Source organism: Rhodopirellula sp. MGV (assembly GCF_002251265.1).
In the GTDB taxonomy this organism is placed as follows: Bacteria; Planctomycetota; Planctomycetia; order Pirellulales; family Pirellulaceae; genus Stieleria; species Stieleria baltica_A.
The window spans coordinates 1-16110 of sequence record NZ_NPDI01000045.1; the positions used below are offsets into that span (position 1 = coordinate 1).

10 protein-coding genes are annotated in these 16110 nt (G+C 56.3%); 4 read left to right on the forward strand and 6 right to left on the reverse strand.

The annotated features are described in order from the left end of the window. Window positions 1–797 precede the first annotated feature (797 nt). The 4 genes from CGZ80_RS16225 to CGZ80_RS16240 all read right to left on the reverse strand — a co-directional run bounded on the left by CGZ80_RS16225 (window position 798) and on the right by CGZ80_RS16240 (window position 6096). Complete coding sequence (locus CGZ80_RS16225; RefSeq protein WP_094416315.1) at window positions 798–1415, reverse strand: DUF4254 domain-containing protein; 618 nt, start codon at window positions 1413–1415, stop codon at window positions 798–800. 89 nt (window positions 1416–1504) lie between these two features. After that, complete coding sequence (ilvC, locus tag CGZ80_RS16230; RefSeq protein WP_094416317.1) at window positions 1505–2509, reverse strand: ketol-acid reductoisomerase; 1005 nt, start codon at window positions 2507–2509, stop codon at window positions 1505–1507. A 73-nt stretch (window positions 2510–2582) separates the two neighbouring features. Next, a complete protein-coding gene (gene ilvN, locus CGZ80_RS16235; RefSeq protein WP_094416319.1) occupies window positions 2583–3116 on the reverse strand; it encodes an acetolactate synthase small subunit in 534 nt (177 codons plus the stop codon). Window positions 3117–3954: 838 nt separating this feature from the next. Further along, window positions 3955–6096, reverse strand: coding sequence for an alpha/beta hydrolase family protein (locus CGZ80_RS16240; RefSeq protein WP_143543970.1), 2142 nt, complete (start codon window positions 6094–6096; stop codon window positions 3955–3957). A gap of 268 nt (window positions 6097–6364) precedes the next feature. Here CGZ80_RS16240 and CGZ80_RS16250 point away from each other — a divergent pair, with 268 nt between their 5' ends. Further along, a complete protein-coding gene (locus CGZ80_RS16250) occupies window positions 6365–7246 on the forward strand; it encodes a dihydroorotate dehydrogenase electron transfer subunit (RefSeq protein WP_094416325.1) in 882 nt (293 codons plus the stop codon). A gap of 643 nt (window positions 7247–7889) precedes the next feature. Here the strand turns inward: CGZ80_RS16250 and CGZ80_RS16255 are convergent. Both CGZ80_RS16255 and ileS read right to left on the reverse strand, forming a co-directional pair. Beyond that, the gene (locus CGZ80_RS16255) at window positions 7890–8483 is read right to left on the reverse strand and encodes a phosphoribosylglycinamide formyltransferase (RefSeq protein WP_094416327.1); all 594 of its coding nucleotides are present in this window, start codon (window positions 8481–8483) and stop codon (window positions 7890–7892) included. Beyond that, the gene (gene ileS / locus CGZ80_RS16260; RefSeq protein ID WP_094416329.1) at window positions 8483–12013 is read right to left on the reverse strand and encodes an isoleucine--tRNA ligase; all 3531 of its coding nucleotides are present in this window, start codon (window positions 12011–12013) and stop codon (window positions 8483–8485) included. The genes CGZ80_RS16255 and ileS overlap by 1 nt, the downstream gene beginning before the upstream one ends. A 992-nt stretch (window positions 12014–13005) precedes the next feature. Here ileS and CGZ80_RS16275 point away from each other — a divergent pair. The 3 genes from CGZ80_RS16275 to CGZ80_RS16285 are packed head-to-tail and all read left to right on the forward strand — an operon-like array spanning window position 13006 to window position 15868. Further along, window positions 13006–13824, forward strand: coding sequence for an ABC transporter permease (locus tag CGZ80_RS16275; protein ID WP_315851422.1), 819 nt, complete (start codon window positions 13006–13008; stop codon window positions 13822–13824). Further along, entirely contained in the window at window positions 13821–14642 is an 822-nt protein-coding gene (locus tag CGZ80_RS16280) for an ABC transporter ATP-binding protein (protein ID WP_094416338.1), read from the forward strand. Before CGZ80_RS16275 ends, CGZ80_RS16280 begins: the two co-directional genes overlap by 4 nt. A gap of 2 nt (window positions 14643–14644) precedes the next feature. Continuing rightward, the gene (locus tag CGZ80_RS16285; RefSeq protein ID WP_094416340.1) at window positions 14645–15868 is read left to right on the forward strand and encodes an MlaD family protein; all 1224 of its coding nucleotides are present in this window, start codon (window positions 14645–14647) and stop codon (window positions 15866–15868) included. Window positions 15869–16110 lie beyond the last annotated feature (242 nt).

The window sequence follows — 16110 nt, forward strand, 5'->3', positions numbered from 1 at the left end:
GAGAGCGGTTGGGTGTATTGTGGGACCAACGACCCGACAGGGGATTCGTCGCCTCATCCACTACGGAAGACAGACACGATGCGGGGCATCTCGGAAGCCAAAAATCGCCTAAAGGCTAGACTCCAACGAAGGCTGACACCGAGCAGGGGATTCGTCGGCTCGTCCAACCTTAGCCGATACGCGCTAGCGTCGGTTCCGCAGCGAGACCCGATTGCAAATTGCAAACTGAACATTGCAAATTGAAAAATGGTTGCCGGGGGTGAGGGGGCAAAGCGTGGTCAAGATGGCACCGCCAAATACGAAAAACACACCATCCACGCAACCGCTCGCTATCGCGAAGGCGGCTCATAAAACCGCCAGCGAACCAACCATCAGCCGGAACGCGATTGAGAGCGGTTGGGTGTATTGTGGGACAAACGACCCGACAGGGGATTCGTCGCCTCATCCACTACGGAAGAGCGTCGCACCAGAATCCGAAAATCGCCTAAAGGCTAGACTCCAGCGAAGGCTGACACCGAGCAGGGGATTCGTCGCCTCGTCCGACCTTAGCCGTTACGCGCTAGCGTCGGTTCCGCCGCGGGACCCGATTGCAAATCGCAAACTGAACATTGCAAATTGAAAATTGGTTGCCGGGGGTGAGGGGGCAAAGCGTGGTCAAGATGGGACCACCAAACACGAAAAACACACCATCCACGCAACCGCTCGCTATCGCGAAGGCGGCTAATAAAACCGCCAGCGAACCAACCATCAGCCGATACGCGATTGCTTGCGAGTGACGAACGTCGCTCGACACGCTGCTACGCGTTATAGATCTCGGGATTCAATGACGGGTCGTTGTACATCTTCATCTGCCGGTACGTCTTGTGACGCTTCTTGGCATCGAAGATATCATCGAGCAATTGCTGCAGTGATAACGACAGATCCGCGTGCTGCTGCTGGCAAAGGTCGATTCGTGCGGCGACCTTGTTGCGATGCTCGGCGTCCGCATCGTCTCGCTCGAGTTGCTCGCGGTAGTGATACAAACGCAGCGACATGATCGACAACCGATCGATCGCGCTGCCAGACGTTTCGGTGTTGACCGGCGCGTCGGTGGCGGGTTCGATGTGCAGCGTTTGCAGGACTTCGGTGATGGCATCATCGAGTTTCTCGATCATGTCATTGCGAGCCTGGTTGAGCTTGTCGATCGCCCGTTTGACTTCGGCGATCTTTTCGTCATCGGCTGATGGGCTACGAGCGATATCCTCTTCGTGCCACAGCCGATAATTGAATTCGTGCTGGCGACAGACCAATTCGAGAAACCCTTCGTAGAGATTCTCGATCGGTCCTTCATGCCATGCCGCAACGGTGTCGACTTGCAATTTGGTAATTTCGGCAACGGAAGGTAGATGTTGCCGCGCGACACTCGATTCTGACATGGCTTGCTCCTTGTTAACGCATCCAGCTTTCAGGGCAACGCTTCACGGCAAACCGATAGCTTGCCGCGAAACGAATGGGGAAGAGAATCCTAGACTTCTTTTTCTTCGATCCAGGACATCATCTTACGCAAGCCACGGCCGACTTGCTCCACACCGTGCTCTTGCTCACGACGGCGAGTCGCTTTGAAGAACGCCGCACCACCGCGGTTTTCCAAGATCCAGTTACGGGCGAAGGTACCGTTTTGGATCTCTTCCAAAACTCGCTTCATTTCCGCTTTGGTTTCTGGGGTGATGATACGTGGGCCGGTGACGTAATCGCCGTACTCGGCAGTGTTGCTAATGCTGTAACGCATGTAGCTCAGACCGCCTTGGTACAACAAATCGACGATCAACTTCAGCTCGTGCATGCACTCGAAGTATGCCATTTCTGGCTGGTAACCCGCTTCGACCAGCGTTTCGAAACCGGCTTTGACCAGTTCGCTGACGCCACCGCACAGAACGACCTGTTCGCCGAACAAGTCGGTTTCGGTTTCTTCTTTGAACGACGTTTCGATCACACCACCACGCGTGCCGCCGATGCCTTTCGCGTACGCCAGACCGATTTGCTTGGTCTCTTCGCTAGCACCTTCGCCCAAAGCGATCAACGAAGGAACGCCACCGCCCTTTTCATATTCGCTACGGACCAAGTGCCCGGGGCCTTTGGGTGCGACCAACAGGGTGTCGATACCGGTTGGCGGAACGATTTGTTGGAAGTGGATGTTGAAACCGTGCGAGCACATCAACACGTTGCCTTTTTCCAGGTTTGGCAAAATGTCGGCTTTGTAGACGTCCGCTTGGACTTCATCGGGAAGCAAAATGTTGATGACGTCAGCTTGCTTGACGGCGTCAGCGATCGACAGTGGCTTGAAGCCGTGCGAGACGGCGAGGTCGTAGTTTGCCGAACCGGGGCGTTGTCCGATGATGACATTGACGCCGCTGTCACGAAGGTTCTGTGCTTGGGCGTGGCCCTGCGAGCCATAACCCAAGATGGCAACGGTCTTGCCTTTCAAATTCGACAGATCGGCGTCGTTGCAGTAATAAACTTTTGCAGCCATAGATGAAGCAGTGGGGTGAACGGATGAAGGAAGGGGATATGTTCGTGTTTGAAATTCGATCGCGGGACGCAGATTAAGCCGTCGCTTTCGTTTGCTCGGCAACCGCCACGTCGGCGTCACTACGCACCATCGCGACTCGCCCCGTGCGAACCAACTCGGTGATTCCGTAAGGCCGGATACGTTCGATGAATGCCTGGACTTTGTTCTCCCGACCGCTAATTTCGATCATCAGTTCATCGGGGCCCACGTCAACAATCTTGCCACGGAAGATGTCGACCAACTCACGAATCTCGGCACGCTTTGGACCGGGAGCCGCTTGGACTTTCACCAGCAACAAATCACGCTCAACAAAGTCTCGGCTACTGACGTCGATCACCCGGACCACGGTGACGATCTTTTCCAGCTGCTTGCGAACTTGCTCTAGGACACGGTCGTCTCCGATGATGACAAACGTCATGCGTGAGAGTGTGTCGTCTTCGGTCGCACCGACTGCCAAGGAGTCGATGTTGAAACCACGCGAGGCAAGCATCCCAGAAATGTGGGCAAGCACACCGGGAACGTTCTGCACCAACGCGGATAGAACGTGTCGCTGTGTGGGGCTGGACATAAGACCAGATTTCACCGTAAAGGGGTAAGGAAAGAGCCAAAATTTGAGCTCGGTAGGATAATTTTGCCCGCTGATAGCAGCAAGGGCACCGAAGCAGGGCAGACAGTCCACCACAGTAAATGGTTCGGTTTTCGTCAGAATTCAGCCGGATTGCCGTCAATCTCCGCCCGATCCGTCCGCCTTACCAGCCCCCAACCAGTGAAACTGGCACCCCAAACAGGGTATCAAAAGCCAGATCTGTTCCCCAAGCTCGCCGTTCACCTAACCGCTCGCTATCGCGAAGGCGGCTCATAAACCGCCAGCGAACGATCTCATCAGCCGAAACGCGATGGCGTGCGGTTAGGTGAAACGCGAAACGGAACCGCCGAGCAGGGATTCGTCGCCTCATCCACTACGAAAACAGACGCGATGCGGGGCTTCTCGGAAACGAGATCGCCTAAAGGCTAGACTCCAGCGAAGGCTGACACCGAGCAAGGGATTCGTCGCCTCGTCCAACCTTAGCCGGTACGCGCTAGCGTCGGTTCCGCCGCGAGACCCGATTGCAAATTGCAAATTGAACATTGCAAATTGAAAAATGGTTGCCGGGCGTGAGGGGGCAAAGCGTGTTCACGATGGCATCGCCTAAAACGAAAAACACACTATCCACGCAACCGCTCGCTATCGCGAAGGCGGCTAATCGAAGCACCAGCCCCCATCAGCCGAAATGCGATCGCGTGCGGTTACGTGAAATGCGAAACGGAACCGCCGAGCAGGGATTCGTCGCCTCATCCACTACGGAAGAGCATTGTCCGTGCGGCGACTCAGAACCGAAAATCGCATCAAGGCGAGACTCCAGCGGCTACTCTGCACCTTTCACCGCGATCGCATCGGTTGCTCCCGCTGCGGCATACACTTTCTCAACCAACTCAAACGCGTCACCGCTGTCAAACGTCACTTGGTGCGGTGCTCGCAGCGAAACCAACCCTGGAAGGTCAAAATACTTCTTCGCGCCCGGAATGAAATCCGCATCACGGTAGTGCCTGACATTGGCAAACCGATATCCGGGATTCGTCAGTACCAATTCGTCGACTTGCTCAGCCGCAAAAACTCCGGCAGCAATCGCCGCCGGAAACTGTCCGATCAAACGCATCGGAATGTTACTCGAATCCGCCCCGCTGGCTGCCAAGACACAGAGCAATTGATCGTATCGCTTCACCACCAATGGCCGGTTGTACCCAAACGTAAATCCTGAATAGGTTCTTGAATCATTGATCAATGGCTGCACCAATTGATCGTCTTCCAACTGCGGCGTTTGCAAAAATGGGATCACAACCGTCGAATCTGGATAGTTCTTCACATACCCCGCCAACGCGTCTTGTTCCGTCCAACGTGACTGCATCCCGTTGTGGCTCGGATTGACCACGACTCGCTTTGGCGATGCGCCAGCCTTCGCCAACGACAACTCGGCGTACTGGACCGCCGTTTGCCACTTAGGATGCGACACCAACACCATGCGCAGACGCACGTCGCCTTCGACTTTTTCGCTCAGTTGTTCAACTTCCAAGTCATCCGCATTCGGCAAATCGCGATCAAAGATGACTCGCCAAGCGCCGCCCACAACATCACGATACTGCTTGAGCTGATCCGCTGAATCTCCTCCGCCAGCGCCCGGCACCACGGCAGCGAGAGCCTGTTCGTTCTGATCGCTCCACCATTTCAGCACCTGGCGTTCGTGTTCGACGCCAGTCACCGAAGGGGCAGGGTGGTCGTCATCGTAGACTGCCATCTCCGCATCCGTGAATGCTTCAAAATCAGACTCGATCAGCGGCGTTTCCTCCGGCAACCCGAGGTGCTTTGCCATCCAGGGATACATGATCGCTCGCGTCGCATGGTTGTAATTGTGTGGGTACTTCAATAAGTCACCGCAGATCACATTCTGTGGCTGACCCAACATGGTGTAGAGCTGTTTCAGCTGTGGATAACCGTCGGTCAACATGTCTTTGGTCCAGTCGTCCGCCGCCGTCATACCCTGTGGCTTGGGGGCAAACAGTGCTGCCAATTCGACATTGCCCGTTCCGATTCGCAAGTAATTGCAGTTCTCGCAGTAGCAACCGCCTTGCATCGAAGTACTGACCATGCCGTTGGGAAAAGCGACTTGGACGCGCGGGTCGATCGCTGACAACAAGATCGTTTGCGTCCCACCGCCGCTGCCGCCGGTCACGCCCAAACGGTCCGAATCGACCTCGGGAAGTTCGCTCAAAAAATCAAGCGATCGGATCGCGTTCCAGGTTTGCAGCCCCATGACCGTTTGCAATTTCAAGTCCGCTTCGATGCTGTAGAAACACGGCTCGGTGCGATCGCGTTCTTCGAACCGCGGCTCGGCATGACGGTGCGCGATCTCATACGAGACCTGCTGTGAATCCGCATAGCCGAGCATGTCGAAGATGAAACTGACACATCCCATCCGCGCAAGTTGGGCGCAGCGTGCCAGCTTGGGATAGCGCCCCGAACTCTCGAAAACCTCGCCTCCGGTTTCGATTTCCTTCGCCAGTGCCGCATCCGAAAGCTTCATCGTCCGGCCGCCATGGCCGTGTGGGCAAAGCACCGCCGGACGCTTTCCGTCGACAACCCCAAGCTGGTTCTCAGGAGCAGGGCGGAACAGCATCCCCGACACGAAATGGCCGGGCAACGACTGGAAGTAAACCTTTTCGACCGTGAATCCTTCGCGTTCGATTTTTCCATGGATCACCGGCTGAAGTTCCGTTTTTTCTGGCAGCGGCCACAACCCGTTTGCGACCAAGACTCGCCGACGCAGCGCTTCGCGGCGAGCGTTCCATTGATCGACCGAGTCGGGAACTTCGAACGGAAAGTGATCATTCAAAGTTTTCAGCGGTGCGTTTTCGAGCTGCACGTCTTGCGCGACCGAAGTTCGACCGGCACTCAGCATGCTCACGACCAGGGAACACGCGGCAATCGTCCACAGCAAGCTTGGTTTCTTCATCGGAAAAACTCTTGCGTTGATCCGGAACACGCTGATCGGCGTTCCGGCACGGGGCGGGGAAGGGCAGAGTAGGGCAGGGCGGGGGAAGCAATTTTACCACCCGGCGGGCTTCACTGTTTTAACCCTTTTTCGTTACCGTAGTGCGTCGGTGCTCGCGATTTGAGCCGCAATTCTGTGTTGCAGCCCTGTCGCAGAGTCTCCGAGCAACCCTACGTCCATTTTACCTCCGCGAAAACGCGACCGAGGAACTGCGAAGGCAGCGAACACCATGTCATCACTTCACGCCGATTATTACGCCGACGGTCTCGTCCAGCACGAAACGGAATTGGTCGTCAACGAAGCCGTTGCCGAGTCGACGTATCGGCTGCGTGTTGCCTGCCCAGCAATCGCCCAAAGCTGTGTGCCGGGGCAGTTCGTGATGATTCGCCTTGCCGACGTCAACGCACCGCTGATCGGACGTGCGTTTGCCGTCTGGGACGTGCTGCCCGATGACCAGGGCACACCGACGTACATCGACCTGATTTATCTCAAGAAAGGCACCTTCACGACGGCCTGTGCCGAAAGCCCCGCGGGCACGCGAGTGTCGCTTTGGGGACCGCTCGGCAATGGGTTTGCCAACCGCAGCTGCGATCACCTGATCATGGCGGTCGGCGGTATCGGCCAAACCCCGATGCTACTGCTGGGCCGTGAAGCACTGGGCAAGCAATCCTTCGGACGTGAATCCGGTTGGGCCGGTCACGCAGAAGTGATCTATGGTGCCCGTCGCAGTTTGCTGCACGCCGGCGTCGAAGCGTTTCGGCAAGCCGGTTTCGACGTCACGCTCTGCACCGATGACGGTTCCGCAGGCACGCGTGCGTTGGTCCCAGACGTGCTAGCCGAACGACTCAGGAGCTTGGAGGCTGACAAAAGCGTCCGCGTCGTCACTTGCGGCCCCGAGATCATGATGGAAAAGGTCGCCGAGGTCTGCGAAACGCTGCGTCTAGAAGGTCGGCAAATCGATTGCCAAGTTTCCATGGAAACCCCAATGGCCTGCGGCATCGGGATCTGTTTTTCATGCGTGGCCAAGGTCAAGCAAGACGACGGCGAATGGGACTACAAACGAACCTGCGTCGAAGGCCCCATCTTCGACGCCGAAAAAATCGTCTGGTAAACGTCACGCAACCGCTCGCTATCGCGAAGGCGGCTAATCGAAGCGCCAGCGAACCAACCATCAGCCGAAATGCGAAGCGTGCGGTTACGTGAACTGCCGAATCAAATCACCCGAGCAGGGATTCGTCGCCTCATCCACTACGGAAAACAGACGCGATGCGGGGCATCTCGGAAACCGAAAATCGCCTAAAGGCTAGACTCCAGCGAAGGCAGCAACTCGTCCTAGGGATTCGTCGCCTCATCCGACCTTAGCCGATACGCGCTAGCGTCGGTTCCCCGCGAGACCCGATTGCAAATTGAACATTGCAAATCGCAAATTGATGGCCCGAAAACCGAGTCGATCCAATCGCATCGCGTGTCTCGTTTTCCACACTGGCTCGCCGGCCAAACTTGCTTGGAGGAGAGGTGGCAAAGCGTGTTCGCGATGGGATAGCCTAAAACGGTGAACACATTATCCACGCAACCGCTCGCTATCGCGAAGGCGGCTAATCGAAGCGCCAGCGAACCAACCATCAGCCGAAATGCGATAGCGTGCAGTTACGTGTATTGCGAAACGGAACTGCCGAGAAGGGATTCGTCGCCTCATCCACTACGGAAGACAGACGCGATGCGGGGCATCGCGGAAACCGAAAATCGCCTCAAGGCTAGACTCCAGCGGGGATTAACGTTCGGATTGCGGCTGGTAACGCGTCGCATTCTTGTTCGAACACTCTTGCGGCTAACTGATCGGGCGTGTCACTTGGCAACACGTCGCACGCTCGCTGCAATATGATCGGTCCGTTGTCGTAATGATTGTCGACGAAATGCACCGTGCAACCGCTGATCGTCACACCACGTTTGATCGCGGCTTCATGCACGTTGTGGCCGTACATCCCCTGACCGCCGAATGCGGGTAGCAACGACGGGTGAATGTTGATCACGCGATTTTCGAAATCATCGGGGATCATCACGTGCTTTAAAAAGCCAGCCATGATCACGTACTTCGCACCGCACTGACGCACCGGTTCGAACATCGCGTCGCAATAACCCGCTTCGTCAAAATCACGTTTGCGAACGACCAAGGTTTCGATCCCCGCGTCCTTCGCAATCTCAACGCCTCGGACGTCCCCGCGACTGCTGATCACCAGTCGCACATCAATCGGCAATCCGTGTTGATCACGATGCACCAACAGATTCTCGAGCGTACGCCCTCCGCCGCTTAAAAACACGGCGATCGGAAGTGGAGTGACTTCTGACATCAGCCCGTCACCTTGCGGACATAGACCGCGCCGTGTTCCGAATCGACCGACTCGACACCCTCAAGCGTTCCGGCTTGCAACGTGTCGGCCAAGGTTTCGCCGCCGATCAACGCGCCGTGTTCCTTGATCGCCTCGGCGACTTGATCGTCGGCCGCATCGATCGAAACTTCAATCCGATCGGTGTATTCACACTCGATCGCTTTGCGTTGATTTTGGATCGCACGGACCAAGTCTTTCGCGATGCCTTCCCGCTGCAATTCTGGGGTGACTTCGGTGTTCAACACCACGACACTGCCCAAGCCTTGTGCCGCGGCCCACCCCTCTTTCGCTTTCAAGCGAACTTCGATGTCTTCGCTATCGAGCTCGATGGCGGAATCACCCAACGAAATAGAAACGACGCCCTTCGATTGCAACGCAGCCAACAGCTCGTTGCCGTCTGCTTCGCCGAGTGCCTTCTTGACCGCGGGAACTTGCTTGCCGACTTTGGGGCCCAAACGTTTAAAGTTCGGCACCACCGTGTACTGCACGTACTGGTCGCCTTCGGTGGTGTAGTGAACCGCTTTCACGTTCAATTCTTCACGCACCAAAGCGTCGTGGTTCTGCAGCCAGCCGATCTTGGAATCGTCCGTCAAAATCACGGTGACTTCGGAAAGCGGCAACCGCACCTTCAGCTTTTCTGCCGCTCGCGCCGCACGGCCTAGCGAAGCGATCTCGCGAAGCAATCGCATCGACTCGGACAATTCGACGTCGATCACGGAATCGTCGCTGGTCGGATAGTCGCACAGGTGGACGCTTTCGAGCACCTTGCCGGCAAACGGTTCGGTCAATCGCTTCCACAGCGAATCGGCCAGAAACGGCGTGAACGGCGCGGCCAGCTTCGTCAGCTGGATCAGCGTCTCGTAGAGCGTCCAGTACGCATCGTGCTTGTCTTGCGATTCCTTGTCGCTCGCCCAGAATCGATCACGACTGCGGCGGACAAACCAATTGCTCAGTCCATCCAACAGCGACGAAATCGCTTGGCATGCGTTGTAGTTATCGAGCGCATCCATCCGTTCGATCACCTTGGCGATCGTCTGTTGAAGCTCCGACAAAATCCATCGATCGATCTCGCTGCGTTCTGCAGCCGGACGATACTTCGGTGCCGACGCCAAGGACGCGGGCGAGAGCTGATCGTCAAAGTCGACTGCGGCGCACGGATCAAATCCATCAATCGCGGCGTAGATCGAAAAGAAACTGTACGTGTTCCACAGACGCAGCAAGAATTCTGGAATCGAATCCTTGATCGACTGCTCGGCATAGATGATCGAATTCCAAGGTGCTTGGTTGGCAAACAAGTACCAACGAAGTGCGTCCGCACCGTAGCGATCAAAGATTTCTTCGGGGCTGCGATAGTTCCGCAGGCTCTTGGACATCTTCCCGATCTGCTTGGTGAACTTCTTGCCCTTGTGCTGTTTGGTTTCGCTCTCTTCAAGTGCGATGATTTTTTTGCCGTCGTCGTCCAAGGCTTCCCACCACTGCGACAACATCAGCCCCAGCACGATGCAGTTGCGGAACGGCAACGGATAGTCCGCGTCCGTCTTCGTCAGCTCACTTGGTGCGGAAGCATAACCGTCTTCGCTGATCGAAGCCCCTTCGCCAAACAACATCGTTGCGATCGCGAGTTGGCTATAGAACCAACCACGCGTCTGGTCGATCGCTTCGCTGATAAAGTCCGCGGGGAACTGCGATTTGAATTCGGTATCGCCATTGTGTGGCCAGCCCCACTGTGCAAATGGCATCGCACCGCTGTCGTACCAGCAATCGATCACTTCGCTGACCCGCTTCATTCGCGCACCAGCGGCGAACGGCGATTCATAAGTGACTTCGTCGATGTACGGCTTGTGCACACGCAGATCGTCGACCAGCGCAGGGTCAGCCGCCTTGGCTTGCTCCCAAACTTCCGTCCCGCTGATGCCGGGCTTGGCAAGCAACTCGTCGTAGCTGCCGATCGCTTCCATCCGGCCAGTTTCTTGGCAGACCCAGATCGGCAACGGCGTGCCCCAATAACGCTCACGCGAGAGCGCCCAGTCGACATTCGATTCCAGGAAATTGCCGAAGCGACCGTCACGAATATGTTCTGGTTGCCATCCGATCTGCGAATTGTTTTTCAACATCAGATCGCGGAACTTGGTCGTGCGGATGAACCAGCTTTCCCGCGGGTATTGGATCAACGGGTCCTGATCAGCACGCCAGCAGAACGGATAGTCGTGCAAGTACTGTTCTTGCAAGAACATCAGACCGCGTTCTTTCAAGAGACGCGATAACGGCTTGTCAGCGTCTTTGACCCAGACGCCGATCAAGTCATCGCTGACCGCTTCGACGAACTTGCCGTCAGGGCCAACCGCGCACAGCAACTGTGGTTGCTGGCCTTCGACAAAGCGGCGTCGTTCACGGTCGTAAACTTCATAGTCGACTTCACCAAAAGCGGCCGCTTGGTGCACGATGCCCGAACCGCTGTCGGTGGTGACAAAATCCGCTTCGACGACGCGCCAGAAATGGTGCAGTGTTTTCTGATCGCCATCAGGTTGAACCAACTCACCCAGTGGATCGCCAGTCGACGACTTGTATCCGTCGAACGGCGGCGTGTAACGCAAGCCAATCAGATCGGTGCCTTTGCAAGTCTCAACGGTCTCGAATTCACGCTTGGACTTCTCAGCGATTTTGGTCACCAAGGCCGACGCCATGTAGATTTCTTCGCCTGACTCGCTATCACGAACCAACGTGTAGTCAAGCTCCGGATGCACGGCCGCATACATGTTGCTCGGCAGCGTCCACGGTGTGGTCGTCCAAACCAGCAAGCTTCGCTGAGCGTCGCTGTCATTGGGTTGATCGACCAGCGGGAACAGCACGTACACGCTGGGGTCAGCGACTTCGCGGTACCCCTGACCGACTTCGCCGCTGGAGAGCGCCGTGCCGCCTTGGGCCCACCACCACACGATCTTGTGGCCTTGGTACAGCAAGCCGCGATCGAACAAATTCTTCAGACTCCACCAAACGCTTTCGACATAGCTCTGGTGATAGGTGACGTAGGCCTTTTCAAGATCGACCCAAAAGCCCAGTCGCTCGGTCAGCCGCTGCCACTGCTGCATGTACCGCCAGACAGACTGTTGGCATTTATGGATGAAGGGCTCGATGCCGTAGTTTTCGATTTCTTCTTTGCTATGGATGCCCAGCTCTTTGCCGACTTCGACCTCGACAGGCAAACCGTGGGTGTCCCAACCCGCTTTACGTTCGCAGCGGAACCCACGCATCGTTTTGTAGCGAGGGAAGACGTCTTTGATGGCACGAGTCAAACAGTGGCCGGGGTGTGGCATCCCGTTCGCGGTCGGGGGGCCTTCAAAAAAGACGAATGGTGGGGCGTCAGCACGCCGCTCCAGCGACTTCTCATAAATTCCGTTTTGCTTCCAAAACGCCAAAATCTCTTCTTCGAGGGCGGGAAATTTGGGGGGCGTCGGGTCAGCGCGAAACGGTGCTGCGGCGGATTTGGCCATTGCTGTCAAATTGGAAGCTGAATCGGAAATGGAAAACGTTGCCTCAAAGATGCGGGATTGTAGTGGCCGGAGGCGATTTAATCGACACGGACGAAAACCGAAAGGTTCCCGCTGGCCCGCCCGAGCCAAAACCACTCATCAGCGGGAACGCGATAGAGAGCGGTTGGGTGTATTGCGGGACCGAACCGCCGAGCAAGGATTCGTCGCCTCATCCACTACGAAAACAGACGCGATGCGGGGCATCTCAGAATCCGAAAATCGCCTAAAGGCTAGACTCCAGCGAAGGCAGGCACCGAGCTGGGGATTCGTCGGCTCGTCCAACCTTAGCCGATACGCGCTAGCGTCGGTTCCGCCGCGAGACCCGATTGCAAATTGCAAATTGAACATTGCAAATCGCAAATTGATGGCCCGAAAACCGAGCCGATCCAAACGCATCGCGTGTCTCGTTTCCCACACTGGCTCCCCTCGCCGCCCAAACTTGTTTGGGGGAGAGGGGGCGAACCGCGTTCGCGATGGCATCGCCCAAAACGTTGAACACACCATCCACGCAACCGCTCGCTATCGCGAAGGCGGCTAATCGAAGCACCAGCCCCCATCAGCCGCAACGCGAAGCGTGCGGCTACGTGAATTGCGAAACCGAACTGCCGAGCAAGGGATTCGTCGCCTCATCCACTACGGAAGAGCACCAGAATCCGAAAATCGCCTAAAGGCTCGACTCCAGCGAAGGCTAACGCGGCCAAGGGATTCGTCGCCTCATCCACTACGGGGGACAGACGCCATTCGGCTCATGCGAGAAACAAAAATCGCCTCAAGGCTAGACTCCAACGGCGGATCGTAAACTTTGCCTCATCCGCAAAGTCTGCCTTGCCGATACAAACCGATATCTGTGGTGCTAGACCGATCTCCTGACTTTGCATTTCATCCCCATGTCCACTTCGGTTTCTACCGAAAACACACGACCAAACAACGAAGGGCCTCCTTCGGTTCGGTCGATGCTGTCCTCATGGGTGATGCAGTGGGGCTCGGCTGTCGTCGACGGCGTTGAGACCGTTGGTGACATCGCGTTGTTCGCCTGGCGGATGCTGGTCTGGATCGTTTCGCGTCTACCACAACGCGGTACCTTGCTGACCAACTTTTACGAAATCGGCGTGCTCAGTCTTCCCGTTGTCGCGTTGACGGGAACTTTCATTGGAATGGTCTTGGCCGTTCAGACCTATTACCAGTTTCACGCGATCGGACTCGAAACGCACCTGGGCGTCGTGATCAACACCACGCTGGTCCGTGAACTCGGACCCGTTCTCGCCGCAACGATGCTGGCCGGACGTGTCGGCAGCGCGATGGCAGCCGTGCTGGGCACGATGCGTGTCACCGAACAAATCGACGCGCTGACAACAATGGGTGCCGACCCGGTGCATTACTTGGTCGTCCCACGGTTCCTGGCGTGCATCATGCTGATCCCCGCGTTGACGATCATGGCAGACTTCATGGGCATCGTCGGCGGCTATTTCTATAGCGTCAACATTTTGGAAATCGACCACGGCGCTTACCTGACGCGATCGCGCGACGGCGTGGTCGGATTTGACCTGTTCAGCGGAATTTTCAAAAGCTTCTTCTTTGGCGGCATCATCGCCGTCGTCAGCTGTTACCAAGGGTTTCATTGCAAACCTGGTGCAGACGGCGTGGGCAAAGCAGCAACATCAGCGTTCGTGTATTCGTTTGTCATGATCCTGGCAATCGACCTCGCGCTGAACATCATCTTGGACGAGATCTATTACATGATCTATCCGTCGGGAGCGAGCTTCCAACTATGAGCACCGACGCAGAACCACCGCGTGCCGAAGACAAGCCACTGATCCAAGTCCGCAACGTCACCGTCACGTTCGAAACGCAAACGATCTTGAAAGAGATCAACATCACGATCCCGGCGGGCCAAACGGTCGCGGTGATCGGCGAAAGCGGCTGCGGCAAAACCGTCTTCATGAAAACACTGGTCGGCTTGGTCACACCGACTCGTGGTGAGATCCTGTTCGACAACATGAACCTGGCCGCTCTGTCACCACAACAACTCAGCGACGTACGCCGTCGGTTCGGCTTCGTTTTCCAAAACGCTGCTTTGTTCGACAGCATGTCAATCTTTGACAACGTCGCGTTTCCGCTGCGTCAATCGACCGAAGCCGATGCGGCTGAAATCCGCGAGCGTGTGATGCGTCACTTGCAAGAAGTCGGCCTTCCCAAAAACGTCATCCGTCGCCGCCCCAGTGAACTGAGCGGCGGGATGCGTAAGCGTGTGGGTTTGGCCCGAGCGATCATCCTGGAGCCTGAATTGGTTGTGTATGACGAACCGACAACGGGCTTGGACCCGATCATGAGCGACGTGATCAATGAACTGATGCTGGACGTCCGGCGGCGTTACCCGGTGACGAGTGTCATCGTGACCCACGACATGCGCACGGCACAGAAGGTTGCCGATCGGGTGCTGATGTTTTTCCCCCGCACACGACTTGGGGCCGACGATTCACAAGTCCTCTACGACGGACCACCAGATGGCTTGGAAGACGCAAACGAACGTCGTGTCCGCCAGTTCGTTCGCGGTGAAGCGGGCGATCGAATGAAGGAGATTTCCCAATAGCGATGGACGACAATCGACTCAAATTCGGTGTAGGTGTGCTCGTGATCGCGGCGATCGGGATCGGCGTCATCCTGACGTTCCTGTTCGGAGCCATCCCACGTGTCTTCACTCAAGAATTCGAACTCAACGTGTTGTTCCCAAACGCGGACGGCATCAGCAGCAACACCAAAGTGCTGTTACGTGGGGTCGAAATCGGACGTGTCCTAGAAAAGAAACTTCAGGACGAAGACGTGCTGGTGCGCATCGCAATCGAGTCGGCTTACCAAGACAAGCTGACTCACGAATACCTGCCGCGGATCGTGACCGGATCGGTCATCACTCGTGATGCCAAACTGGAATTCTACAAAGCGGACGAAGAAGACTTAAAAGTCGCTTGGCAACAGCAATTGCCATTGGTGCGCAACCAACGTTACACCGACGCCCAGTACATCAGCAATGGGATCAAGAAAAGCGACCCGTTCGATCTGATCGCCAACTTGGAAGAAGAGCTGACAGTCACGCTTCAATCGGTCAGCCAAGCCAGCGACTCGATCCGACAAGTCGGCGATAACGTCAACAGCGTGGTCAAACAGATGACCGAAAGCGAAAACGGAGAAGCGTTATCGCTCCAAGCCCGAGACACGTTGATCGCGTTCCAAGAGGCGATGAACTCGGTCAAGAAAATGCTCGACGAAAATGACCTGAATGAAACGGTCAAAGACATCCGCTCGTTGGTCAACGAAACCAAAGACGCGGCCGCATCCGCCAAGGTCGTGATGGATGAGTTCCAAGGGGTCGGCGTGGTTGCCGAAAAAACGATTCGCAACATCGACGCCACCGTCGACACCGTACGCGTGAGTGCCGAATCGGCCCAACGAAGTTTTGCGTCCGCGGAGAAGGTCGTTCAGAACATCGAAACCATCACCGACCCGATTGCCGAGAACAGTGACGAAATCGTCCGACAAGCCATGACCAGCCTCCGCAACCTCGACCAAACCCTCAAAGAGGTTCAGCAATTCAGTAGGGCACTCAACAACAGCAACGGAACGGTCCGAAAGCTGATTGCGGATGACGAGATGTACTGGAACCTAAAACGCACGTTAGAAAACGTCGAGATGGCAACCGCCAAGCTGCGTCCGATCATGGATGACGTCCGAATCTTCAGCGATAAAATCGCCCGTGACCCAAGAGAGCTCGGAGTGCGAGGCGCGCTCAACAATCGCCCCAGCGGCTTCGGATTGAAGTAATCCAATAAAAATCCCAACCGCTGGAGTCTAGTCATCAGGCGATCTCCGCAAACCCAATCAGCCGCAACGCGATCGAGAGCGGCTACGTGAATTGCGAAACCGAACCGCCGAGCAGGGGATTCGTCGCCTCATCCAACCTTAGCCGATACGCGCTAGCGTCGGTTCCCCCACGAGACACGATTGCAAATTGCAAACTGAACATTGCAAATCGCAAATTGATGGCCCGAAAACCGAGTCGATCC